Annotated in this window: 16 protein-coding genes and 3 pseudogenes; 14 read left to right on the plus strand and 5 right to left on the minus strand. The window is 59.6% G+C overall.

Going from position 1 to position 24,565, the window contains the following annotated elements; translation table 11 throughout:
• Positions 1-7: 7 nt before the first annotated feature.
• From U5S82_16490 to U5S82_16535, 10 genes and pseudogenes are all read left to right on the plus strand, one after another.
• Positions 8-541: an integrating conjugative element protein gene (locus U5S82_16490; GenBank protein MDZ7753204.1), complete on the plus strand. Its 534-nt coding sequence runs from the start codon at positions 8-10 to the stop codon at positions 539-541.
• A complete protein-coding gene (gene traD / locus U5S82_16495) occupies positions 538-2,664 on the plus strand; it encodes a type IV conjugative transfer system coupling protein TraD (protein ID MDZ7753205.1) in 2,127 nt (708 codons plus the stop codon). The genes U5S82_16490 and traD overlap by 4 nt, the downstream gene beginning before the upstream one ends.
• Positions 2,654-3,391 (plus strand): TIGR03747 family integrating conjugative element membrane protein, encoded by a 738-nt coding sequence (locus U5S82_16500; GenBank protein ID MDZ7753206.1) that lies wholly within the window; start codon positions 2,654-2,656, stop codon positions 3,389-3,391. Before traD ends, U5S82_16500 begins: the two co-directional genes overlap by 11 nt.
• 664 nt (positions 3,392-4,055) lie before the next feature.
• Entirely contained in the window at positions 4,056-4,721 is a 666-nt protein-coding gene (locus tag U5S82_16505; GenBank protein ID MDZ7753207.1) for a hypothetical protein, read from the plus strand.
• Positions 4,722-5,429: 708 nt separating this feature from the next.
• Positions 5,430-6,173: a phytanoyl-CoA dioxygenase family protein gene (locus tag U5S82_16510; protein ID MDZ7753208.1), complete on the plus strand. Its 744-nt coding sequence runs from the start codon at positions 5,430-5,432 to the stop codon at positions 6,171-6,173.
• A gap of 503 nt (positions 6,174-6,676) precedes the next feature.
• The gene (locus U5S82_16515; GenBank protein MDZ7753209.1) at positions 6,677-7,708 is read left to right on the plus strand and encodes an IS5 family transposase; all 1,032 of its coding nucleotides are present in this window, start codon (positions 6,677-6,679) and stop codon (positions 7,706-7,708) included.
• 355 nt (positions 7,709-8,063) lie between these two features.
• On the plus strand, positions 8,064-9,491 hold the full coding sequence (locus U5S82_16520; GenBank protein ID MDZ7753210.1) for a hypothetical protein: 1,428 nt from the start codon (positions 8,064-8,066) through the stop codon (positions 9,489-9,491).
• 833 nt (positions 9,492-10,324) lie between these two features.
• Positions 10,325-10,843: pseudogene (locus U5S82_16525) on the plus strand (IS5 family transposase).
• Between the two features lie 520 nt (positions 10,844-11,363).
• Positions 11,364-12,631, plus strand: a pseudogene (gene ltrA / locus U5S82_16530) (group II intron reverse transcriptase/maturase).
• On the plus strand, positions 12,628-13,158 hold the full coding sequence (locus U5S82_16535) for an IS5 family transposase (GenBank protein ID MDZ7753211.1): 531 nt from the start codon (positions 12,628-12,630) through the stop codon (positions 13,156-13,158). The pseudogene ltrA and the gene U5S82_16535 overlap by 4 nt, the downstream one beginning before the upstream one ends.
• A 337-nt stretch (positions 13,159-13,495) precedes the next feature.
• On the opposite strand, the gene U5S82_16540 is transcribed toward U5S82_16535, so the two are convergent.
• The 5 genes from U5S82_16540 to U5S82_16560 all read right to left on the minus strand — a co-directional run bounded on the left by U5S82_16540 (position 13,496) and on the right by U5S82_16560 (position 17,960).
• Entirely contained in the window at positions 13,496-13,684 is a 189-nt protein-coding gene (locus U5S82_16540; protein ID MDZ7753212.1) for a hypothetical protein, read from the minus strand.
• Between the two features lies 1 nt (position 13,685).
• Positions 13,686-14,534 (minus strand): ATP-binding protein, encoded by an 849-nt coding sequence (locus tag U5S82_16545; GenBank protein MDZ7753213.1) that lies wholly within the window; start codon positions 14,532-14,534, stop codon positions 13,686-13,688.
• 6 nt (positions 14,535-14,540) lie between these two features.
• Positions 14,541-15,971 carry a DDE-type integrase/transposase/recombinase gene (locus U5S82_16550; protein MDZ7753214.1) on the minus strand — a complete coding sequence of 477 codons (1,431 nt, stop codon included), beginning with the start codon at positions 15,969-15,971 and terminating at the stop codon, positions 14,541-14,543.
• A gap of 99 nt (positions 15,972-16,070) precedes the next feature.
• On the minus strand, positions 16,071-16,439 hold the full coding sequence (locus U5S82_16555) for a hypothetical protein (protein MDZ7753215.1): 369 nt from the start codon (positions 16,437-16,439) through the stop codon (positions 16,071-16,073).
• A gap of 345 nt (positions 16,440-16,784) precedes the next feature.
• On the minus strand, positions 16,785-17,960 hold the full coding sequence (locus U5S82_16560; GenBank protein ID MDZ7753216.1) for a hypothetical protein: 1,176 nt from the start codon (positions 17,958-17,960) through the stop codon (positions 16,785-16,787).
• 2,138 nt (positions 17,961-20,098) lie between these two features.
• On the opposite strand from U5S82_16560, the pseudogene U5S82_16565 reads away from it, so the two are divergent.
• From U5S82_16565 to U5S82_16580, 4 genes and pseudogenes are all read left to right on the plus strand, one after another.
• Positions 20,099-21,579 (plus strand): annotated as a pseudogene (locus U5S82_16565) (ISKra4 family transposase).
• Positions 21,580-22,213: 634 nt separating this feature from the next.
• Positions 22,214-22,684: a PIN domain-containing protein gene (locus tag U5S82_16570; GenBank protein MDZ7753217.1), complete on the plus strand. Its 471-nt coding sequence runs from the start codon at positions 22,214-22,216 to the stop codon at positions 22,682-22,684.
• A 44-nt stretch (positions 22,685-22,728) separates the two neighbouring features.
• Positions 22,729-23,397 carry a hypothetical protein gene (locus U5S82_16575; GenBank protein ID MDZ7753218.1) on the plus strand — a complete coding sequence of 223 codons (669 nt, stop codon included), beginning with the start codon at positions 22,729-22,731 and terminating at the stop codon, positions 23,395-23,397.
• Positions 23,398-23,488: 91 nt separating this feature from the next.
• Complete coding sequence (locus U5S82_16580) at positions 23,489-24,565, plus strand: DUF4263 domain-containing protein (protein MDZ7753219.1); 1,077 nt, start codon at positions 23,489-23,491, stop codon at positions 24,563-24,565.

Genomic DNA, 24,565 nt, shown 5'->3' on the forward strand with positions numbered 1-24,565 from the left:
TCCCCGGATGCGAATGGCGCGAACGGTAAGGATCCTCCCGGCGACCCTCGGCCTGTGGTCCGCTGTCGCCTGCGCAGAACTCACGGTCATCTACGACAGCGGCGCCACCGCGCCCCTCGCACCGTACCTGGAGGCCTTCAGTGAGCGGCCGCCGGCAGCCCCGGTCCAGGCACAGCCCGAAGTCAGTCTGGGCGCGGCCGATCTGACGCGCCTGCTCCCGATCCGCACGCCGGCGCTGACACCAGGGCCGGTGTCACCGCGTCCGTTATCTCTCCCCAATGGGGCGACGCTGCCGCGACCACTCTTCCTGATCGGCGCCGATCCCCTGTCGCGCCAGTGGCTGGAGACGCATCGGGAGCGGCTCGCGGCGATCCATGGGGTCGGCTTGCTGGTCAATGCGGAGTCCGCGGCAGATCTCGAGGCCATCGCCACCATCGCGCGGGGCCTGCCGATCCTGCCGGCGTCCGCGACGGACATCGCGGAGATCCTGGGCCTGAAGCACATCCCGGTCCTGATCTCCCGGCGCGGCATCGAGCAATGAGTCCGCATCCCGTCGAGGCGCTGCTGCGCCCGCCGGTGGAACTCTGGTCGGCCCTGGTCGCGGCAGCAACGGGAATGATGGCCCTGCTGGCGCCCTGGGCATTGATGATGCCGCCGGGTGTCGCCATGGCCGCGGCTGCGGCATTGTTCCTCTTGGCGTTTGTGCGTACCCGCCAGGCGTGGCGCGTCATCCGCTACCAGCGCAACATGCGCCGCCTGCCAAGCTACAAGCTCCGGGCCGATCGCATTCCCGTCAGCCGCCACAAGCTGTTTCTCGGGCGCGGCTTTCGCTGGACCCAGCGCCACACCCAGCGCCTGCGCGACACCCTCCGTCCCGAAGTGCAGCACTACGTTCAGCCGGGGACGCTCTACCAGTGGGCGCGGCGGAAAGAGGTCGCCTGGGAATCGGTGCCGATGCTCAGCGTCGTGGCCTGGATGCTGCGCCAGCCCAGAGGGTGGAATCCGCTCAAGCCCCTGCCGGCGGTCGGCGGCACCCCGGCACTGCATGCCGTGGAGCCCGACGAGCAGGACGTCTGGATGGATCTCGGCGAGCGCGTCGGCCACACCCTGGTGCTCGGTACGACCCGGGTCGGTAAGACCCGGCTCGCCGAGATCCTGATCACCCAGGATATCCGCCGCGGCGACGTGGTCATCGTCTTCGATCCGAAGGGCGATGCCGACTTGCTGCGCCGTGTCTACGCCGAGGCCAGGCGGGCCGGACGCGCCAGGGACTTCACCCTGTTTCATCTCGGCTTCCCCGAGGTGTCGGCGCGGTACAACGCCATCGGCAGCTTCTCGCGGATCACCGAAGTGGCGACCCGGATCGCGAACCAGCTGCCCAGCGAGGGCAACTCGGCTGCCTTCAAGGAGTTCGCCTGGCGCTTCGTCAATATCATCGCCCGGGCGCTGGTGGCACTCGGCCGTCGGCCGGACTACCAGCAGATCCGTCGTTACATCAATGACATCGAGCCCCTGTTTGTCGAATACGCACGCGAGCACCTGCGGCGCAATGGTGAGGAGAGCTGGTCCGAGGCGGTCGAGGAGATCGCGGGCAAGATCAGTGAGCGTAACCTCTCATCGGCGCTGAAAGGGCGCGATCGGGACGCAATCGCCCTGATGCGCTACCTGCAGGCGCAGGATTTCTATGATCCGGTCCTCGATGGCCTCGTGTCGGCGTTCAAGTACGACAAGACCTATTTCGACAAGATCGTGAGCTCGGTCGGGCCCCTGATGGAGAAGCTGACCACCGGCAAGATCGCCGAGCTCATCTCGCCCGATTACCTGAACGGCGACGACAGCCGGCCGATCTTCGAGTGGCTGGACGTGATCCATCGCAAGGGGATCGTCTACGTCGGCCTCGATGCACTCACTGATACGACCGTCGCGAGTGCCGTAGGCAACTCCATGTTCGCCGATCTGGTCTCCGTGGCCGGTCACATCTACAAGCACGGTATTCACGACCCGGCCGAGGAAGGTGCCGCGCCGCAAACGGTCCATTTGCCGACGATCTCGATGCACGCCGACGAGTTCAACGAACTGATCGGGGACGAGTTCGTCCCCTTACTGAACAAGGCGGGTGGCGCCGGCTTTCAGGTGACCGCCTACACCCAGACCTGGTCCGACGTGGAGGCGAAGATCGGCAGCCGTGCCAAGGCGGGGCAGGTGGCCGGTAATTTCAACACCCTGATCATGCTGCGGGTCAAGGAACTCGCGACGGCCGAGATGCTTACCGACCAGCTGCCCCGGGTCGAAGCGTTCACGCTCATGAACGTCTCCGGCGTCAACGACTCGTCGGATCCCATGTCCGGCGTCGATTTCCAGTCGCGCAACGAGGATCGCATCAGCGTGTCCGAGGTGCCGATGCTCACGCCTGCCGAACTCGTCCGACTCCCGAAGGGCCAGGCCTTCGCGCTGCTCGAAGGCGGAGGACTCTGGAAGATCCGCATGCCGTTACCCGATGACAAAGGCGATCCAGCGATGCCGGCGAACCTGACGGCCATCGCCGATGAGATGGAGCGTACCTACATCACCAACGACCACTGGTATCGGGCCAACGAGACCTGGTGGCACGCGGTTACCGATGGCGACCCTCCCGTCGCGGGGGAGGGCGACCGTGGGATCTGAGGCCGCCGCAGATCCAAGACGCCGGGAGGTGCGCCAAGGGCTGTTATCAACTCTCCTGACTACCGTCGCTCAGGGCATCAAATGGCTCATCCTGTCGCTGGTGTTCTCGGTGATCATCGAATGGGTGGGCATGGTCTTCTGGTGGCCGGACGAGGGCCTCGAGCACAGCCGCGACATGCTGGCTGCCGAGATCGGCTACCTCCAGGCGGACTTCGGCCGCAGCCTGGTCAGTTCGGATCCCGCCCAGTTCACCAAGACCGTCGCGGACCAGACCTACTACGTCCTGTTCGAGTTTACCCGAGTCGCCGACTTCATCGAGTGGGTCGCCAGTGCCCCGGTGCCCGGCGAGTCGGGGCTGCGGTCACGGCTGCATGGCGCATTTCAGCCGGTCGCCGAGTACGTGCTCGCCGCGATGCAAGTGACGCAGGTCTTTTCGGTCCGGCTGGCTGTTCTGGCACTCGCCATGCCGGTGTTCGTGATGTTCACGCTGGTCGCCATCGTCGACGGCCTGGTGAAGCGGGATCTGCGGCGGTGGGGTGGGGGACGGGAGAGCTCTTTCGTCTACCACTGGGCGAAACGCTCCGCGCTGCCGCTGCTGGTCCTCACCTGGGTGATTTACCTGGCGTTGCCCTTCAGCCTGCACCCGAGCTTCGTCGTCCTGCCATTCGCGACATTGTTCGCCCTGAGCGTGGCGGTCACGGCGAGTTCGTTCAAGAAGTATCTATAAGGGTTGGCGGTCGTCGCGCCGAACGCCGCCGCGGCGTGGGCTGTTCGACGAGACGGGGTTACCCCAGGATGCCCTCGTTTGGGCTGTGCCGTCAGCGGCGCGGCAACGGTGCCGCCTGTCCGGGGAACAGGCGGGCCGAGGAAAAGTACGCCGACGAGGGCGTCGTTGAGAAGAATTCGATGCCGTGACCCCATTCTGCACGTTGATGGGTGTGCCGGCCGGGCCTCCCCACGGAAGGTGTCGATGCCAATCAGGCGAGACTAACCGCTGCGAGGCACCTAAGCTGCGAGGCACCAAAGAGGTCGTTTAAACTGCCTATTCGCAGCAGCTTCGGGCAGGTAGCCGTTGTGTGCCACGGCCTAGCGGTCCTGTTCATCCTTGAGCTCTCTGTAGTGTGCCAGCCACTGTGCAATCTCGGCTTCCACCACCGCACTGAGGATGTCGCGGACACCGTTGCTGATCGATTCTTACATTGGGTCGTTCTCTACCTGTGGCTGCGAAATCGATTGGAATGTAGACTCGGGCATGGCGTCTCCTGTTCTGTTGGTTGCGATGTTGGTCGTGACCAACCAACAGGAAACGCCCCCCTTCACCCGATCGCCATATATTAGAAATCAGCGTTATTCCAGAAAATGGACTTACAATTAAACCGACTGCTAACTACATGAACGCACAAGAATCTTCGACTCAAACGCCTAGGCGTGGTATTAGTACATTTAGTTTAATTCTAATCGTTGGCAGTATATTGCTACTGTTGTGGGCTGCTACCCCATTTATAATAAGCGCCCTGTTCGACGATTGGGCTACAGCCGCTAACGTTACAACAACCTTTTTTGCCTTTCAGTCCTTTGTATCTTCTCTAGCACTCCTAGGAGCAATTGTTAGCATATTTATGCAACATAGGGACACAGAAAATCAAAAAGATGAAGCCGCACAAAAAGAGCGTCGTTACGCGACATTTCAATTGTATCGTGACTTCCATACCGAAGAAATGACCGCAGCTCGCACTAGAGCGCACAAATGGATCGAAAGCCAGACAACTAACGGTGGCTCTTTAGATTTCTTCTCAGGCCTTTCGCCAGAAGATCCAGACAGAATGGCTATATTGCGTGTATGTCAGTTCTTCTATTCGCTTCATGCACTCTACCAACATAGACTCCTTGACCCACAGCTATCTGCTGCTATATTCGGCTTTTACTTAGAATGGTGGAAAGTTCGTCTAAAACGCGCGCAAGACGATTTCCGACCAGAGTCATCAACTTATAGAGACGTAATAGACACCGTCCTAAGTTTTTCCCTCACGCAACAAGTGATGGATAATGAGAAATGACAACCAATTCAGGCACCGATGGCTGGGTCTCTTCGAAATATCACTGGGAGTCAGAGACCGCGCAATCTGCGACGGAGTTGCAACGTGTTTATGCTCAATGGGCCCAAGACTACGACAACGAAATGCAGGCTAATGACCTAAAGTCCTATAAGAGTATAGGACGCGTTGTTGTCGAACTTCTAAATCGTAATGAAGTATACACAGAACAAGGCCTTAATGTAGGCTCAAATCAATCGCGCCATATTAACATCCTCGACGCTGGATGCGGTACAGGCCTTCTCGGCACGCACCTACGATTCAAAACAAACGACGGTTCCATTTCGAAGAGATTCCAAATTATCGGTATAGACATTAGCTGCGAGATGCTTAAAGTCGCGAAGGAAAAATTAACTTACAATAGTCTGCTTGTAGCAGACATTCACAGACCGTGTCTCCTGCCCCATGGATTCTTTGATTTCGTAGTCGCGGCGGGCCTATTTATGCCCGGACATTGCGGTCCCAGCGCTATTCAAAGGCTGGCAGATCAACTAACTCCAGGCGGCTACTTAGTATTCACGGTAAGAGAATCGGACTTTGCGCAACGACAGAACGAGTACGAGGAAGCTATCAACTTGTCGCGATGTTTTATTGAACATAAGAGCCTAGAGCCCTACTATGGTCCTATATACGCGTACGTCATTACCGCACGAAAGACCTAGCGAAAATGCCGTGAAGGAATTTCATACAGAAGGAATTGCAAAGTTACCACTAACAGCTAGGAATAGCGACCTAAAAGAGGTCGAATGCTATTTATTGCGACGAGCCAGTAGCCGGCACCCAGGAAATATATGGGATTCAGCAGGTCGTTTTCGCGCTGCTCACGGCTACGAGGCGGGCTTGCTCGACGACTTGATAGCATTGCTTGCGGAGCAAGCCAAAGTTCTTATCCAATCCCGACAAGTGTACATATATCAGTACAGAGTAAATTCGAAACACCCATCGACTCTGGAAGAAGGAGCTGGTGCTTGGCAGCTTCATCGGGATTTCGATTTTTGGCATTACATGGATGGAATGCCAGATGCGCAAGCAGTGGTCTTCCACTTACTCGTTACTGATATTTCATACAACGACGGACCACTGGTAGTGTGTAATAGAAGCCATCGTGACCCCTTGCCGCCGCATAACGACAGTAGTAACTTAAGCTGGGAAGACGGCTTCAAGGAAGATTTACGCTATACGATTGACGCTCGATTTATTGAAGAATGGAAGAACCAGACCTTGTTGGTTGGCCAAGCTGGGGCTTTGTATGCGATGCATCCAATGGCTTGGCACTATTCGGGGCTGAACCTTTCTCACTCCCCTAGAATTCTAATGTCTGTTGCCTTTAATTCAATCGACAATATGCCAAAAAAATTCAGCGCCTTACTGCAGAGACCGTCGTACATTACAGAAGACCCGACGCATCGATTCTGACCGTTCGATCGAGTGCTGTTCCAGAAGGGATTACGTTTGGGGAAGTATCTCGACGCGGCGAAGGGGAATTAAAAGGATCAGAGCCGTTTGATTCTGCGCAACCCGGGCCGCGGGGAGTTGTAGGGCTACTTTTTCGACCCCCCCTGCTCCAATAATCGGCTGGCTCCGGGAAAAAAGGGCAACCTCGCAAAAAAGTGGCTCCTAAAGGGTCCTTCGGCGGTAAGAAACTCCGACAGACTCGGAAATAGAACAACTGAGCACACTTAGGAACAACGCCCCTTCAGCACTTCATGAACTGCTGAAATATTTTGCTTCTGGGTTGTGCCACGAACGCTTGTCGGAGGCAAGCGATGCTGTACTGGAGATGAGGGTAAGCCCCTCGGAGCCGCCGGTCAGGCGGAGGCTCCAAACCGCCCAGTGCTGCTGCGTCTTAAGGGAACTTCTAAAAATACCGCGCCAAATGTGAGATCATAGGCGGCATCTTGGAACGTTAGGATTTGCCCATGCAGCCCGGCTTTTTCGATCTGGATAACCGTTATCAGGAACTGGAGAAACTCGGGGACCCATTGCCGACAATCGAGCGGGTAGTCGACTGGGAAAGTTTCCGCCCGATGCTGGAAAAGATTCACCAGAAGACGCGCAAGAGCAATGCCGGGCGCAAGCCCTACGATGTCGTGCTGATGTTCAAGGTCCTGGTGCTTCAGCACCTGTACAACCTGGCCGACGAACAGACCGAATATCAGATCCAGGATCGCTATTCCTTCTGCCGGTTCCTCGGTCTGACGCCGGAAGGTCGGGTTCCGGATGCCCGGACCATCTGGCTGTTCCGGGAACGGCTCAAGGAGCTGGAGCTGGTGGAAACGCTTTTCGCACAGTTGTCCAAGCAGATAGAGGGATCGGGATACATCGCGCGACGGGGCCAAATCGTGGACGCGAGCATCGTGGCGGCGCCGCGTCAGCGCAATCGCCGGGAAGAGAATGCCCTGGTCAAGGAAGGCAAGACGCCGGAAGCGTGGCAGGACAAGCCCGCCAAGCTGCGGCAGAAGGATGTCGAGGCCCGCTGGACGAAGAAACACGGGAAGACCTACTACGGCTACAAGAACCACGTGGGTATCGACAATGAACACAAGCTTGTCCGACGCTTCGGGGTGACGGATGCGGCGGTCCATGACAGCCAGGTTCTTGACAGGCTGCTCGACCCCATGAACACGAGTGCCGACGTGTGGGCGGACTCGGCCTATCGCTCCAAAGAGCGGGAAGCGGCACTGAAGGAACGGGGCTACCGAAGCCATATTCAGACCAAGGGCACGGCGAAGCGGCCGCTGTCGGAGCGCGCCATCAAGGCCAACCATCGGCGAGCCAAGGTTCGTGTACGGGTTGAGCATATCTTTGCTGCCCAAACTGCGATGGGCGGGATGCTGGTACGCACTATTGGATTGGCTCGAGCGCGGGTGAAGATTGGCATGATGAATATCGTCTATAACATTCGGCGACTGGCCTACCTGGAGACGCGGCGTGCATTGAGCAGCCCATAGAGGACATCACAAGCTCGGTTAGGCATGGCACGAACGGGAATATCCCGGTATTGCCCTTTCCATAATCGCGACATGATATTCATCCAGGGTGGCGAATGCCCGTCCTTTAGCCGCGAGATGCAAAAGCAGGGATTAATAGAGGTTCCCTAAAGATTTGGGTGTAGATCTCGAACTGACTTCAACAAGTCAACGTAAGCGATCGATTTATTGGGAGTTATATACGGGTTCGGTATTTCCCAAGGCGGCATCGGTGACAGTTTGTCGTGAGGGGGGCGCAGCAGGAATGAGGAAGGGGCAGTGGACCTCTGGAATAATGTTCGGTGAGAAAGCGAAACCACTCCGGAGGGCTGCCCCAATGCCAGTATTTCACGCCGAGACCCGTCACGCCACTGCGTGCCCTATCAGCCAAAGCCTGGAGCGCCTGAAGGCGATGCTGCGGGCGCTGTCCGAGCGCGCCGTGGCGTGGGAGGACTTCGAATCTTACGAGCGCGAACTCCATGCGGCATTCGTCGAAGCTGAACGCGAGGTACTGGCCAGCGAACTGGAGGGCCTTGATGTGGATGTGCCCTACGTTTTCATCGAGGGCCACCGACACCGTCGGGTGCTGCGTTCGAGCGAGACCTATACAAGTGCGGTGGGGCCGGTCACGGTGACGCGCACCCTGTATCGCGCGGGCAAGGGTCGGTCGGTGGTGCCCCTGGAGTTGCGTGCGGGGATGATAGAGGGGCAGTGGACGCCGCTGGCGGCGCGCCAGGCGAGCTTTCTGGTGGCGCAGCTCACGCCGCAGGCATGCGAGGACACACTGCGTGAGTTGGGCAACATGGTCCCATCCAAGAGCAGCCTGGATCGGCTGCCCAAACGCCTGAGCGCGCGTTGGGAGGCCGAGCGAGAGGCCTTCGAGGCGGGGCTGCGTGAGGGTTTTTCGGTGCCGGAGGCGGCCTGCACGATGGGCGTATCCCTCGATGGGGTGATGGTGCCGATGAAGGACGGCGCGCGCCAAGTGAAGCGAGCCGAGGCGCGTTCTGCGGGCAAGCAGACCAAGGGGCCGGCAGGCTACCAGGAGGTCGGATGCGGCTCGGTGTCCTTCTATGATGCTCAAGGGGAACGGTTGGATACGGTGCGCTTTGGGCGCATGCCGCAGGCGAAGAAGGCGACACTCAAGGAGAGCCTGCGCGCGGAGGTGACTGCGGCCCTTGCTCAACGCCCCGATCTCACCGTCGTCAAGGTCGCCGACGGCGCTCGGGACAACTGGACTTTCCTCACCGAACTGGCCCCTGAAGGCGAGGAGCGCGTGGACTTCTTTCACGCCGTCGAGCAGCTCAAGGCGGCGCTTGATAGCGCCTACGGGGACACTGATCCAAAGGGTCGCGCCCAGTTCGAGAAGCTGCGCCATATCCTTCGCAAAGAGAGCGACGGCGTGGAGAAAGTCATTCGCGCCCTCAGGCACCTGCGCGACAAACACCCACGTCGCAAGCGCATCAAAGAGGTGCTCGGCTACTTCCGGCGTCACCGTCGACGGATGGATTACGCCGCTGCGGCGGCACGCTCGCTGCCCATCGGTTCCGGGGTTATCGAGGCCACTTGCAAATCCCTCGCCACGCAGCGCATGAAGCGCTCCGGCATGCGCTGGCGCCATGACGGCGGACAGGCCATCCTGACGCTGCGCGCACTCATGCAAAGTCATCGTTTCGACCCTGCCTGGCAACTCTTGTCAGAAACTTACCGTGGCCAAGTGGTGCTCCCGGATGACCCCGTCATACCGATGCAAAGGCGTGCCGCCTGAATGGTCAATTACAGAGCTACACCCAAAGATTTGGCTTTCTGGGCGTGTCTTCAGGGATCCCCTTATTTCCCGAGGCAACGTGCTAAGTATCTGATTTCCCGTCGAGGCTGGCGCAGCCGGGGCCAATGGATCGTCGGTAACATGTTGATTTTACGAGGCTCAAAGAATGAGAGGATCCATGAGAGGCATGTCCAGATAGTTTGCGCCCGAAGAAACACAGCGGGTCTGTTGCTGTTGAAGTGTTTCGCTTGTCCCAGGAGCGAAAGAAAGGCCCAGTACATCAATCAGGGAATGACGGCCAGGCGCGTCTGCCGTGAGCCTTCCAAGATGGGCTGTGCCAGGGCTCTGAACTCGTCTCGAGCCTCCTCCGGGATGTTGCGTACGTTGAAGAGCACGTTTGCGCGGCGCGGTTGGCGAAATAAGGTGTGCACGCCCTGCGGGGTGTCACCGAGCAGCTCCGACAGTCGGGACAAGACGGAGGGCGGCGCTAAAGCCTTGATGCCGACCTCCTAGGCGTGCTCGACCCAGATCAAGGCCATCACCTTCTCCTTGACGTCTTCGGGAAGGTATTCTTGCTGTCCCTCTCCGAAGGTCAAGGCTCACTCCTATTGATTGCCCGAGGATAGTTTTTCTGGCAGCGTGGCAAGGCGGATCTCGGTTGCGCTGCAAGAGAAACTTGCAGGGATGAGATGCAACCACTCCGCTTGCAGTGCGTAGCTGCAACTCATGCAACCTAGGGAACCGCTGATTTATTCGGATAGCGATCAGCGATCCACGTGCGCCGCGGGATATGAGATCATAGGCGCGTTCCCATTTCAGCGAGCCCTGAAGCCATGCAACGCAGCTTTTCCGACCTGGAGTACGCCGCCAAGAAGAAGCAGACCCGCCGCGACCGTTTCCTGGCCGATATTGAGGCGGTGACGCCCTGGCAGGACCTGGTGGCAGAGCTGGAGACGTTCTATCCCAAGAGCGGCCGGCGGGGCCGACCGCCCATCGGCTTGGAGCGGATGCTGCGGATGTACGTGGCCCAGCAGTGCTTCGGGCTCTCTGACGAGGGCATTGAGGACGCGGTCTACGACAGCCAGTCCATTCGCCGCTTCGTGGGCATCGACCTGTCGCGGGAGTCGGCGCCGGACGCGACCACGCTGCTCAAGTTCCGGCACCTGTTGGAGACGCACGGGCTCATGCGCAAGGTGTTCGAGGCTATCAACGGACACCTGGCCGAGAAAGGCCTGTTGCTCCGGGAGGGGACCATTCTGGACGCGACGCTGATTGCGGCGCCGCCGTCCACCAAGAACCGCGAGAAGGCCCGCGACCCGGAGATGCACCAGGCCAAGAAGGGCAATCAGTGGTGTGTGTCACGAACACAGGCGGCAGACCTGTGGTGCTGTACTGAAGATGGGAGTAGGCCTCCCGAAGCCGGCCTGCAGGGGCAGGCTTCAAACCACCCGGTGCTGCTGCGTTCAAAAGACGTGGTGGTGAGCGACCGGGCGAAAGTCACCCCTTGAGGGGTGGCAGGTGGGTATTGAGAAGATGAGCGAAAGCAAACCGTCCGACGACGCATCGTTATGCCCAAGACGCTGTCGAAACGGAGGTGGACCATTGGCTTCAGGACGAATCGGGGCGCTACCTGCTTACGGACCCGATGGCAGCCGGTGTATAGGCGGCATGATCTCAATACAGGCTTTGGTACGGAACGTGAGAACCTTGTTCCAGATGCGAAGGGAAATGACAAGTGGCCAACACCATGAGGAAGAATACCGATGCTGGAGCGAGGGGCGGAGCCTCCCGTAGTAGTGACGAAGTCCCTGTAATGGGGGTGGAGCGAAGGGGGGGCGTTATCCTGCCGACGAATGTTGCCAACCTCCGGGGATGAGCAGCGTGAACTCGGCGAAACCTTACGGCATAGCGAAACGCACGGTATGGGAGGCATACCAGCAGGTCAAGGCCAACTGCGGTGCTGCCGGCATCGACGATGAAACCATCGCCGACTTCGAACAGGACCTGTCGAAGAATCTGTACAAGCTGTGGAACCGGATGTCGTCGGGGTCATACTTCCCGCCGCCGGTCAAGCAAGTGGAGATTCCCAAGGCATCAGGAGGCATGCGCACGCTGGGAGTGCCCACGGTTTCTGACCGTGTCGCGCAAACCGTCGTCAAGCTTCTCATCGAGCCAGAGCTGGACTCGATCTTCCATCCGGACTCTTATGGGTATCGGCCGGGGCGGTCGGCGAAGCAAGCCGTGGCGATCACTCGTGAGCGCTGCTGGCGATATGACTGGGTGGTGGAGTTTGATATCAAGGCAGCCTTTGATCAGATTGACCACGGGCTGCTGATGAAGGCGGTGCGCGCCCACATCAAGGAAGACTGGATTCTTCTGTACATCGAAAGGTGGCTGGTTGCGCCGTTCGAAACAGAGGACGGCGCTCGCCTTCCACGCGAACGCGGCACTCCGCAGGGCGGAGTGGTCAGTCCCATCCTGATGAACCTGTTCATGCACTACGCCTTCGACACGTGGATACAACGCACCAGCCCGAACTGTCCGTTCGCCCGGTACGCAGATGACGCGGTGGTTCACTGCCGCAGTCGGAAGCAGGCGGAGTACGTGATGCGAGCCATCGCGTCACGGTTGGCGGACTACGGGTTGACGATGCATCCTGACAAATCGAATGTCGTGTACTGCAAGGACAGCAACCGCACCGAACAGCATCCTCACGTGAGCTTTACCTTCCTGGGCTTTACGTTCAGGCCGAGGAAGGCCCACAGCAAGCAAGACCAGCTCTTCACGAGCTTCCTGCCGGGAGCCAGTGCAGATGCCTTGCGGCGGATGCGGCAGGCGGTGCGCCGTTGGCGACTCAATCGCCAGACGCACGTGACGCTGGCCGAGGTGGCTCGGCTCTACAACCCAGTGATACAGGGGTGGTGGCAATACTATGGCGCGTTCTACCGAACCGCCATGCTCGGCATCTTCCAGCACATCGATAGAGCGCTTGAACGTTGGGCCCGACGAAAGTACAGGGCTCTTCACCGCCGCAAGCGGGCCAGCGTTGACTGGCTGGCCAAGATCCGTGCATCAGCACCACTGTTGTTCTATCACTGGCGCGTAGCCGGACCACAGGTTGGATAACGGGAGCCGTATGACGCGAGAGTGTCACGTACGGTTCTGTGAGCGGCTGCGGGGGCAGTTCCCGCGGCCGACTCGCCACTTCGGGATGAAGGCGCATATCGGCGTCGATGCGGACTCTGGCCTGGTACACACCCTCGTGGGCACGGCCGCCAATGTGGCCGACGTGAGTCAGACCCACGCGTTGCTGCATGGTGAGGAGACGGATGTGCTCGGGGATGCGGGCTATCAAGGCATGGAGAAACGGGCCGAGACGAAGGACCTGGACGTCAGCTGGCATGTGGCCATGCGTCCCGGCAAGCGCAAGGCGTTGGGCGCTGACCCGGTGGACCAGCTGCGCGAACAGTACGAGCGGGCGAAGGCGCAGCTGCGAGCAAAGGTGGAGCACCCGTTTCATGTCATCAAGAACCTCTTCCGTCACCGCAAGGCCCGGTACCGCGGGCTGGCCAAGAACACGGCCCAGCTCTATGTCCTGTTCGGCTTGGCCAATCTCTTCATGGCGCGGGGGCGATTACTCGCCCTCGATACCCGTGATCCGTCCTGAAATCGAGAATTCAGGGCAAAACGGGCAAATAAAGGCTCAAAATAAGACCCAGAAACGCTTCGCATAACGAAATCACTTGGTCCAGGCTGCCCTTGCGGGCAGGTCGTTGGACGAATTGGAATTAGTTCAGTGTTTCCCTAGGTCGGAAGATATATTCCGCGTCGTCCGGCATTGAGCCGTGGAAGTCACTTCTAGCGATGACGCACGATCCACCCTGCTGCGAAAGACGTTCCCCGGTGAGAGCGGTCACCCGATTTGATGGACTGATTTTCACGATTGGTGATGGTTCCATCGACAGTGGTGAGGGCGGCGTTGCCGCCGCGGTCACACGCACAGATCAGGACGAGGGGTCGAAGGGCAGGGTCAGTTGGTTATCGTGGGGGCGCTGGTCGTGGTACCAGCGGTGTATTTGTATGAAGTAGTGGTTTTGGAAGGCGGTATAGAAGTCTTCGAGGAACTCATTGAGTGCAACGACGGCTTCGTCGGGCAGTTCGGGGAAGGCGAAGCGATCGGCATCGTCGTGCATGTCAGCGGACTCCAGCGGCGCTGCGTCGAGGCGGTTGCGTTGCGGGTGCAGCGAAGACCTGCAGATAGAGTTTTTCGTCGAGCACGGTGATGTCGCGCTGCGCGGCGGCCATGAGCAGTTCGGCGGCCATACTGATGAAGATGCGGTAGTTGCCTGCGGCGTGATCGGCGAGCGTGTGACGCAGTTCCTGGGTCATGAGGCCGGCGTTGCCGGCGGTGGTGAGCAGGTGTTCGAGGCAGGCGAGGAGCTCTTCACGGGTTGCGACGCCGGTGGCGAGGCGTGTGCGAATGCGCGAGCCCAAGGGGATGAGTTCCTCGCGGCGCAGCTTGTCGAGCAGGCGAGCATCGCCAGAGAGCACCACGCACAGGAGCGATTGGGAATCGAAGCGTGCGCTGGCCAGCAGGCGCAGCTCACTCAAGACCATGGGGGTCATTTCCTGGGCTTCGTCGATGAGGATGACGGGGCGTCGATTGGCGGAGCCGAGATGGTCGAGCCAGCGGGCGCGCAGCGCCTTGAAGCCACCCCAGCGGTTGCTCATGCGCATGGCGATCCCGAAGATGTCACCGAGCTCGCGGTAGAAGTCGCTCAAGTTGCTTTGCGGATGGTGGATGACGCCGACCGACAAGTCCGTCAGGCGTGAGAGGCGCTCGGCAAGCAGTCGCATGACGACGCTTTTGCCGGAGCCGGGATCACCATGGACAAGCGCGAAGCCGCCCTCGCGCAGGTGCGCCTGCTCGATACGCCAGCAGAAGTTCTCGATCTGGGGCGGCACATAGAGCGCTTCGGTCGGCACGTCGGGGGTAAAGGGGTTCCATTTGAGGCCATAGAGCGCCAGGAGTTTCTGGTTCATGCGGGGTCAATCCTTCTCGTTGGTGGGTAAATAGGCCGGCGGCAGGCCGGTGGCGGCGTAGTCGGCGATCATTTGTTTCATCAGCGGTGCGATGCCGGTGTTGGTCGCGGCGCTCGGCGCTGGGTGGGTCGGCTCGACGCGCCGGCGCAGGGCGTCGGCGTTGGCCGTTTTATCGAGCGGGCGCACCGGGCAGAGGATGGTGCCCGTGCGCGCATCGACCAGGTCGACGCGGCTCAAGTCCCAGCGGGCATAGCGCAGGTGCACCTCGCTCAGATGACGATAGCGCGACGGCAGCTCGAAGCGCTGGCCGTCGAGACTGACGGTGCCGTCAGAGCGGCGTTGCTTGCGCTTGACCTCGAGGCGGAAGGCGGCGCGCAAGTCGTCGCTACCGGGGCACTCGCGCGCGACGTTGGGGCCGGCGAGTAAGCGATCGAGCGGTGTCTCGCCGAGCTCGCTGTGCACGGTGCAATGATATTCCCGGGTAATCCAGGCTTGGGTCGCCACGTTGAGCTGCTCGAGTGTGAGGTTCGGTTCGCCCTCGAGCATGGCGAGCAGGCGCCCTTCGACGCGGCCCCAGAGGTTCTCCTGCTTACCATTCACATGCGGCGAATACGGCAACGTTGGCAGGTGCACAATACCCAGGTGATGAAGCCCCGCGGTGAACTCGGCCGAGATCATCGCCGCGCCGCGGTCGGTCATCAGCGAGCGCGGCAACCCGACCTTTTGCAAGGCCTGGCACAGGCCGTGGACCAGCTCCTCGGTGCGCTCGTTCGTGTACCACTGGGCATGGCACAAGAACCGTGAGCGATCGTCGATGAAGCCGACCAGCAGCGGTTTGACGTACTCGCCACGGCGGGTCAGGACCTTGCGCGAGCCGTGATGGAAGTCCAGATGCATGAGCTGCAGCACATGCGCGACTTCGTAGCTGCGCACTTCGCGCTGTTCGAGCCAGTCGCGGGCGGCCATCGCCCCGTCAGTGGCGCGCTTGGGCGTTCGTTGGCGCACGAGTCCCTGGGCTTTCAGATAGCGCCGCACGCTCGGATACGAGGGCGACTTCGCGTCGGCGAGGGTCACGCGTAAGTTGTCATGGTGTAACTGGGCGGTCCAGCCCGGGTGTTCGCGGTACTGGGTCGTCAGCGCCTGCACGGCCTCGGCTGACAGGCTCGGAAAGCGGCCGATGTCGCGCCGCACCTGATTGCGCAGCGCCCGCACTGGATCGGCGGCATGCCTGGCGGCGTAGAACCAACGCTCGAGCGTCGAGGCGGCGAACCGCATCTCCAGCCCCGTGAACGGATGACGCCAGGTCTTCGCAGCCAAGTCCTTCAGCGCGGCGCGCAACTGGCCCGGGGCCGGCGGCGCGGCGAGCAGCGGTCCGATGATCGCAAAGCGCAGTCGCGCCCAACGATCGCGTTGCGGTAGATCGTCCTCGTTGCTCATGCTCGCTCCCATCGTGGCCTTGTTGATGGGAACGCAGGCTACAAAGTGCCTGATCGGCAGTCTATCGACATCCTCTGCGGGTAGCGGGCAACCCGCGAATTACCTGACCATGGCACGGGTGCTCAGGGGCGCAATGAAGCGCAGCGCTTGCACCAGACGATCGCTCAGCGCGCTCGCCTCGAAGCGTTGCAACAGGCTCTGCGGCAACTGGTGAATCGCCACCGGTGGCATGAAGTGCTGGCAGGTCGATCGCCAGAACGGTGTCGCGGGAAAAGTGGTGCACCACCACGCCCGCCAGCGCTTCAGCGTGACCGCCGCGATGCGCAACCGAGCGCACACGGTTCGAGCCGAAGCGCTGCCCGGCGGCGAGAGCAACATAAACACCACCGCCAGATACACACGACGGCCCGCAAACCGCACCGACGGCGGCGTCGTGCGGTGATCACAGCGACCGCAGGTGAAGCTCAAACGCCGGGAATAAGCCTCCTGTAGCGCCGCCGGACAGCCACGTGGTTTACGCGGATAGTCCGCCACATGCAGTGGCCCCCCGCACGCCCGGCAACCCTGCAGCCGCGTCGTCGCGGCGAGTTCTTGGTCGATGGAGATAAGGAGATGAAAAAAAGCGGGATCTTGCAGTAGGACGTGGCACACTTACAGGGTCTCCTGGCTTGGTAACCGGAGACTCCCCGGAGGGGATCTTCTAGTCAAGATCCCCGATGGGGATCCCCCTCAAACCATCACCAAACTAGACCTCAGAAAGCGAAATCACCATCAAAATAGGTGGCGCTACTCACCCGGCACCAGAATCGGACGCTAGCCTCGCTGAATGACCCTCCGCCGGACCAGCTCATGGTTCTTCATCCGCTTTCGATCCTCGAGCTCGAGGACATCGTATTTGACTGCGTCAGGTGGAACGGCCTTGCGGATGCGAGGGCGGCGATCCCCCTTCTTACCGGTGAAGGGCTGCTTCAGCCTCTCGGTGGCCTCCTCCTCGTCCTCGTAGTCCCGCCATCGATTGCTTCCGGTGGGTTCCTTGGCGATGGTGTCCTCGGGGAGCAGCTCGCCCAGCGCAATGGTGACGAAGTACTTCGATCTCCCATAGAACTTGGCTGGAATGGCGGATGTGGGCTGAAGCAGCGGGAGGCTCATCCCGGAGCGGAAGGCCCACCTTCGCTCGCCGAAGGTCGTGGCTCCGCGGGATCTGGCCGAGGACTCGAGCTTCCCGGTCTCGGAGATCGTCGACTGGTAGAAGCGCTCCTTTGCGGTGACAGAGTCGGTGATCGCCACGAAGAGGGAAGCGTCCACCTGCTTCAGGCTGGTGTAGTCTCGGAGTTGGTCCCCCAGGATAGTGATCCGAGTTTTCTCCAGCGTGGCTCCGCTGTCGTCCTCGAGCTCGATCACGTTGGCTGCGCCGTCCAGCCCCTGGAGCCACTTGTAGTAGTCGACCAAGTGGAGTTCGACGAGGTCGCAGCTCGAGCGGATGCTCTCCAGGTAGTGCGCCGCATCCGAGTAGAGAGGTGCGCTCCGCTCCAGGGTGACCAGCAGGGAAGTCTCGATGTTGATGCCCAGGAGCGCCCGCTGGGTGGCGTTGTGGCTCCCGACCCAGAGGACGCTCCTCCCGTCCTTCAGGTCGAAGAGCATCACCTTGGAGTGGAGCAGGAAGGGAGGCAGTCCCTTGATCCCGGGGGCCTCCGTGTTGCCCGCCAGGTCGAACAAGTGCAGGTAGACGGCCGCGCCCCTGCTGCGGAGGTCCGCCAGGAAGTCGATGTGCGTGGGCCGATGGATGTCCACGCATATGAAGCCCTGGGGGCCAGTCAGGCACCGGGCGAGGTCTGGACCCAGGAGGTCCTGCTCGATGGTCCAGTAGGCGATGCTGTCGCGGAGCGAGTCCGACGCGAGGAGCAGCGCCTCCAGGCGATGGACCACATCCCGGGCCCTGAACGGTGGGAGCAGTTCGATGTCTAAGACGCCGCGGGGAGGGCAGGTCATGCGCATACCTTCTCTGTGCTCATCGGACCGACGATGGCTGCGCCGGCTCTACAGACTGCGATGAGGCCGACACCGACACCAGTGTATCGGTAGCTTAAACCCCTTTTCGTTGGCTCGCGGCGGGCCGTCTCGCCTGATCGGCCCGGGTATCTGCCGTCGATAGGCCGCTTTCGCTCGCCCATCAGCGTGCAGTACGGTGTCACGGTCCGGAACTCTTCCCAAAGACGGCCGCACCGGCGCGCATTGCCCTTCCGACCTGTTTCCCGGGCAGCCGCCGCCGTGGCCGTGACGCCGACGCCATAGACCGCACGGGATCCTGCTGAGGTTGACCCCGTCTCGTCAAACGCCCCCTGCTGCGGCGGCGCCCGGCATGGAGACTGCCGGGGGGCATTGGTGCCCAACGCCCGGATCTAGCTGGGAAGCTTACTTCGTTCGCTGCGATGTTCGCTTCTCCCCAAAAGCGAACCAGTAACCAAGTGTCGCGGTCAGGAAATCGCTTGACCTAGAGCAAAGAGATCGCTTTTTCTAATAGCGAGATCTCCCGGCGCCTGACCGTGAGGAGGATGGACGGCCTTGTCCTAGATGTGGTGACGAGTAGAATCTGTACGAGGCCCCACCAAGGACGTTGAACACCATGGACATCCGCCGATAAATCATGGGCTCCGGCGGCTCTCAAACCCTTCTCGTTTCCGGGATCGCATGCGAACCCTCCACCTTTCCACGCCCCCCTCCCGCGGGTCATGTTCCCCACCAACCGCAAGCCGGAGCCACCAACAGCATGAATGGGTTGGGTTTTTCCGACGGTGCCGGTGAGGTGCGACGCCCGATGGCAGAGTTGAGCGTAGTGGATAGACGGAAACCTTCCATGTTTAAGCACGGAAGGTTTCCTGTCACTTAAACTGGGCAACAGGGAGCCAAAATCTATGCCGTCACCCGACTACGACGGGTACGCCAAATCCCTGGAAGCTATTCGGGACGGTGTGCTCCGGGATTACTGGGCTGGGATTCTGGACATTAACAGGCATCAGCTTAATGTCGGCCGCACGTACCTATGGGTTGCCGCGGCCCTGGTAGGTGCATATGGTGCTGCGTTCGACCGCTACCATGCGTTTCTACTTGAGAGCCGGTGCGCAGTGGTATTCGGTGGCATAAGCGGCCTACTTGCCGCAATCGCGTTTGGAGTTTGTTTATATGCGATACCAGCAAGAAAGGGGTATCGGGCCATACCAGAAAAAGGATGGGGTGAGTTCTCGGCTGAGGCCTATAAGCTCCTGAAGACTTCACGGCCTCAGGTGTACAGTTCGTTTCTTTCGGGCCACATTGCTAAAATTGATTACGCGTATGCGCACAATTTTCGAACCAATCGAAGTCGTGCGAGGATTCTCCGAGTGACCTCGTGGCTTATGATCGCGTCATTCGTTCTCGCGATTGTTACGACAGTCCTCACCATGGTTCAGGCCACCATCCAGATCCCAACCGAGGAGACCACAATGTCTAAGGCAACAACACCGTCTGATCCGGCACCCGACCCGGCCCCGGCCGAACCTCAAGTCGACGTTCCAGAACCACCACCGCCCGCAGATATAGGTGGTTCAGATATGAGTACACATTCGGAACCGCCTAATACCGCGACGACCTTCCTTACAGAAGGCGATGATTACGGAGGCTGATTTCCAATCAGGCGTTGTGGCGGATATCGACCGGTCGTCCCTGGCCGTTAACGCAGCCATTGGCGCCGCCTCAAGTGCCACTGAGCTTGAGCGTTGTCGCGCCGAGCAAAGCTCGGCGTCTCTTGCGGGGTGGAAGTCCCTGTCGCAAGGGTTAGCCACCCACCCGTATCGAGTGTTGATCTCAATGAGGAGCTGGGCAACCCGCAAACGACAAGTGAGGTCAGCGTACACAGAGAATCCTGTAGGCCGTAGGGGTGGTCGCGCACCCCCCGCTTTCGCGAGGGCAGGCTCTGAAGTGCTGGTACAGCTTCGAAATAAGCTTAGGGTGCAGATCTTTTAGGACGCAATGAAATCAATGAGATAGCGTGATTAGGGGTAGCCGAAAGGGCCAGCCGATGGTATGTAACAAGCTACGAAACCGTTATGTACCACTGGGAGGCCCTTCCGACGATGACAGCGTATACCAAGGTGGATGGATTTGACGAGTTTGCAGCGGCCCGAGAGGGGTTTGAGCATTTGGTGGGTGAGCTTTGCAGCGCGGACAACGAGGCATTGGAGCACGGCCAGGTGGAACGGCTCATTGAGGAGGAAGGATGGGAAGTTCTGCGACGCTTGATGCAGGGTTACGTAGATTTGCGCACACATAACGAGGTGCGTGTGAGCGCGATGACAGGTGCCGATGGCCAAGTGCGCGGGGAGTGTCGCGGCGACCGCAGCCGGCAGCTTGAGACCGTGTTCGGGACCGTGGAGGTTCGGCGCAAAGGCTACAGCGAGCGGGGATTGGCGAGCGTCTTTCCGCTGGATGAGTCGCTGAACCTGCCGCGGGAGAAGTACTCCCACGGTCTGCGTGAGCGGGTGGTCAAGGCCGTGGTGAAGGCGTCCTTCGACGAGACGGTCAGCGCGGTGCGCCAGAACACAGGAGGCCATGTGCCCAAGCGCCAAGCCGAGCAGCTGTCTACGGTCGTGGTGGAGGACTTTGACGCCTATTATCAGTGCCGTGCGGGCATACCGGCCGAGGACACCGATCTGTTGGTGATGAGCGCGGACGGCAAGGGTATCGTGGTGCGGACCGAGGATTTGCGTCCGGCGACCCGCAAGGCGGCCCAGAGCGCTTGTCACAAGCTCAAGACGCGGCTGAGCCGGGGCGAGAAGCGCAACCGCAAGCGGATGGCCACCGTGGCGGCTATCTACGACGTGGCGCCGCACTGGCGCAGTGCCGAGCAGATCATGGGTGTGGAGGAGCGCTCGGGCGATGCCCGGCCCCGGCCTGAAGGGAAACGGGTATGGGCCAGCCTGGAGGAGTCCCGGAGATGGTCATCGAGCGCCTGTTTCAGGAGGCTGCCCGGCGTGATCCAGAGCGCCGGCGGCGCTGGCTGGTGCTCGTAGACGGGCACGAGAAGCAGCTGGACATCGTGAACGGGTGCATCGCGCGTTACGGGGGCGACGTGGTGGTCATCCAGGACTTCATCCATGTGCTGGAGTATCTGTGGAAGGCCGCTTACTGCTTCCATCCCGCGGGCTCGCAGGGCGCCGAGCAGTGGGTCATGGAGCGGGCTCTGCGCGTCCTGCACAGCGAGGCCAGCAGCGTGGCTGCCGGCATGCGCCGCAGCGCGACACGCCAGGGATTGACGCCAGCGCGGCGCAAGGCCGTGGACACCTGTGCCCGCTACCTGCTCAAGAACAAGGCGCGCCTGGATTATGCCGAGGCACTGGCCCACGGATGGCCCATCGCCACCGGCGTCATCGAGGGTGCCTGTCGTTACCTGGTCAAGGACCGCCTGGAAATCACCGGCGCCCGATGGGGCTTGAAGGGTGCTGAGGCCATCCTCAAGCTGCGTGCCCTGCATGCCAGCGGAGACCTACAGGACTACTTTGCATTCCATCGCAGCCAAGAGCGGCGCCGCAACTATCCGACCGGGTATGGCCAGCCGTGCTGCCTGGCCGCATAGGGGCTGGTGGATGTCGTCCCAAAAGAGCCGCACCCATAAGCTTATTGCGGATGTCGACAGTTTTAACTTGCTGGAAGACAACACGAAGCACCCGGAATAGCTTGGGTGTGGAGGTCCGCCGGAGTCCACAGGCCGTGGCATGCAGGAAGAGAGGCGCCGTAGAACTCGGGAAGCCCCGCAAGCTCCTGAACGAGGTGAAGCCATGAAACCGACAGAGCTGGGACACGCAAGGGTGAAGAGCCTGGACACGGCGTATGCTCGGGTGGAGGGGCCGAACAGGGAGCGGACAGGTAGGCCGGGAACGGCCGCATGCGAACGGGGTGTCTTATCGAGTATAATAGTCGGAGGTTGGGAAAGCCAGCCACAAGGCGAAGGACCCGACGGGAGTATGCAGTCCGCAAAGGAAACTCGTGCCGGACACGTTGGATCGGATCAACATGAGCCCACCTCACTGCGGGCAATAGCAACTGGGCCTTGTAACGGGTAACTGTGAAGGTCCGCGCGAAAGCGAGTACAACCGAGGAACCGGATGCGGGAAAACCGCACGTCCGGGACTGTACCGGGGCGCCGGGTAACCGGCGTCCCTACGACGGAGCCGTAATTGGAGTCAGGGCCAGCTAGCGAGGTAGACCCAATGCAGAGGTTCGTTTGGGACACCTCCGCAATAATCAACATTAAGGATCCGGATTACACCGGATACTCGCCAGGCTACAGCCTCATAAAGGATCTCTCTGACGGCTGGATACCTGGCCCATACCAAAACATCTTCCCGAGTTTGGCGGTATTTGAAGTGTCTGCGACTGCTTCACGGATGCATCGAGAAGGGAAACGGATACTGCGCGAGTTTTATCTGATGGACGAGAATGCCGTTCTCTATGACGTAGATCGCGGACTTATCGAGAAAAGCTACAAGCTACATGAGAAGCCCGGTTTCGATCGATTGAGAGGGGCAGATTTGGTATTTGCCTGTATAGCCTGCATTGAGAACGCATATTTAGTAACGCTGGACAAGGCGTTCGCGAAAAATCTAGGCAACGCCGTTCAACTCATAGATCTAAATGAGAGCATCGCTTCCGCAAGATACCGTTCGCTTTTCGGGATTTAGAAGCAACGACGTCAATGGAAATTGCGCCCAACTGAGCGTTATGCATGACCGCACCTAGTCACAGGAACCGTACGGCTCAGGAGATCGTCTCGGAGCACATCTACCATGATGCTCAGGGCTTTGGATACCGCGCCGCATCGTGGCTCGATCTCGCGCACCGTTCAGGTGACTTCGCACCTTTCCACTACGCCTGCATCGACGCAAGGCTGTCAATCGAACACCTCATTTTCGAACAGCTCGTCATTACCGCCGGCGGCGCGTTGGACCAAGATTCGTATAAGCGATGCCTTTTGGAACCAAGGAAGCTCGACAAGGTGCTCAACCGCCTTGTCCCCGACTACGATCGATTGCAGGAATTCAACACGATCGTTGGATCCCTCTTGCCCGGGCTCCCAAGGCTTAACCGATGGAACATCACGGACTTGCGAAAGTCGTGGGGTAAGTTGTCTCAGTACTTGCATTGGTCGGGGGCGCATCCTGAAACAACCGAGAACCCACCATGGCAGAGACACGCTCTTGACCAAGTTACTTCTATCATCGACCCGCTGTGGCAGAAGATCAGCTCGGGGCACACGGGTTCGATCGCTCTCGATTCCATGCCCAGGCCGGTCCGCGAGGTGTGGGAAGACTTCAGGGTCGAGAAGATCGACGCTGAATCCGTTCGAATCCGACTAGAGCTGGTTCGGCCCAGTACAAGCCCGAGTCATGCATAACAACGGCATCGCAGCGTTCGCTTCGCTCACTCGGACCGCCAGTCCACTACGCAGCCTGTCGGCCGTGCATGCCGGGCCTTAGAGGATAAAAATGTCAGGTGACGAGGCAATTGGGAATGTCAACAGGAGAGCCGCATCCTCCGGGCGAGTGAGTTATGGCGATTCTGTCGTACTTCATGAAACGTCTCGATCACGGGTAACGCTCACGCCCTTCTTCATTCCACACTCAGATCATTCTGAGCTCTCGATCAAACTGACAACCTACAAAAAAGAGGGTGGTGCGCTAGGCTGGTTGATAAACGAAGAAAAAACACTCACTCTCAATGAAGCGGCCTCAAGGTTGTTGCTCAATTCTCTACAACAGCATTTGGCAGTTGCCACTGAAAACCAAGATGGAAATTTTCTTCTTCTAAGGGTATCTGAAGGCGCAACTGATATTGGTCAACACGATCCTGCGTTGGTGGCTTCTGCACTTACGCGAGTATTGGGGCAAGAAGACATTGTTCAGCATCTAGCTGGAGCCGAGCTGAGCGATGTGCTCGTTAACTCACTGCGTGGTGCTATACGGGTCAGGGAAATGCAATCGGCTGTATCAGAACTGCGAAAAAATTTGAACCAAGGCTTGACCGATGAACAAATTTATCAAGAATGGTGTAAGTACCACGCTTGGGCCTTCGGTAGCGCATACGTCGTAAACGATGAAGTGCGCAATATTACTGCCAGTGATAATCTCGATTTATTGCTTCCTACTGTGATTGCTGGCTACCGAGATTTAGTTGAACTGAAAAGGCCTGATATGCAGGTGCTCAGGTACGATCAAGCTCATCGTAACTACTTCTGGTCAGCTGATGTATCGAAGGCAATCGGCCAATGTCATAGGTATTTGGACGTCCTTCACGAGGTTGCGGCCAGCGGATTACGAGATCATCCAGAAATCGTGGCCTATCATCCAAGGGCAATTATTGTCATAGGAAGGTCTAGCGACTGGCCAGATCCACAGTTAAGGGCTTTGCACGGTCTCAATCATCGCCTTTCGAGCGTTACCGTCATGACGTACGATCAATTGCTCTCACAAGGTGAGCGGCTGCTACAAATTGTGAGCCCAAATGATGATTACGAAGAAGCCTCAATAGGCGTTAATGGCGATTGGGAAGAAGATTTTGAATGA

Source organism: Gammaproteobacteria bacterium, assembly GCA_034522055.1.
In the GTDB taxonomy this organism is placed as follows: domain Bacteria; phylum Pseudomonadota; class Gammaproteobacteria; order JAABTG01; family JAABTG01; genus JAABTG01.

Excerpts from the sequence above, each read along its gene's own strand:
- U5S82_16570 (MDZ7753217.1), top strand. The coding sequence starts at position 22,214 with ATGCAGAGGTTCGTTTGGGACACCTCCGCAATAATCAACATTAAGGAT.
- U5S82_16580 (MDZ7753219.1), top strand. The coding sequence starts at position 23,489 with ATGTCAGGTGACGAGGCAATTGGGAATGTCAACAGGAGAGCCGCATCC.
- U5S82_16535 (MDZ7753211.1), top strand. The coding sequence starts at position 12,628 with ATGACGCGAGAGTGTCACGTACGGTTCTGTGAGCGGCTGCGGGGGCAG.
- traD (MDZ7753205.1), top strand. The coding sequence starts at position 538 with ATGAGTCCGCATCCCGTCGAGGCGCTGCTGCGCCCGCCGGTGGAACTC.
- U5S82_16505 (MDZ7753207.1), top strand. The coding sequence starts at position 4,056 with ATGAACGCACAAGAATCTTCGACTCAAACGCCTAGGCGTGGTATTAGT.
- U5S82_16520 (MDZ7753210.1), top strand. The coding sequence starts at position 8,064 with ATGCCAGTATTTCACGCCGAGACCCGTCACGCCACTGCGTGCCCTATC.
- U5S82_16515 (MDZ7753209.1), top strand. The coding sequence starts at position 6,677 with ATGCAGCCCGGCTTTTTCGATCTGGATAACCGTTATCAGGAACTGGAG.
- U5S82_16545 (MDZ7753213.1), bottom strand. The coding sequence starts at position 14,534 with ATGAACCAGAAACTCCTGGCGCTCTATGGCCTCAAATGGAACCCCTTT.
- U5S82_16490 (MDZ7753204.1), top strand. The coding sequence starts at position 8 with ATGCGAATGGCGCGAACGGTAAGGATCCTCCCGGCGACCCTCGGCCTG.
- U5S82_16575 (MDZ7753218.1), top strand. The coding sequence starts at position 22,729 with ATGACCGCACCTAGTCACAGGAACCGTACGGCTCAGGAGATCGTCTCG.
- U5S82_16540 (MDZ7753212.1), bottom strand. The coding sequence starts at position 13,684 with ATGCACGACGATGCCGATCGCTTCGCCTTCCCCGAACTGCCCGACGAA.
- U5S82_16560 (MDZ7753216.1), bottom strand. The coding sequence starts at position 17,960 with ATGACCTGCCCTCCCCGCGGCGTCTTAGACATCGAACTGCTCCCACCG.
- U5S82_16550 (MDZ7753214.1), bottom strand. The coding sequence starts at position 15,971 with ATGAGCAACGAGGACGATCTACCGCAACGCGATCGTTGGGCGCGACTG.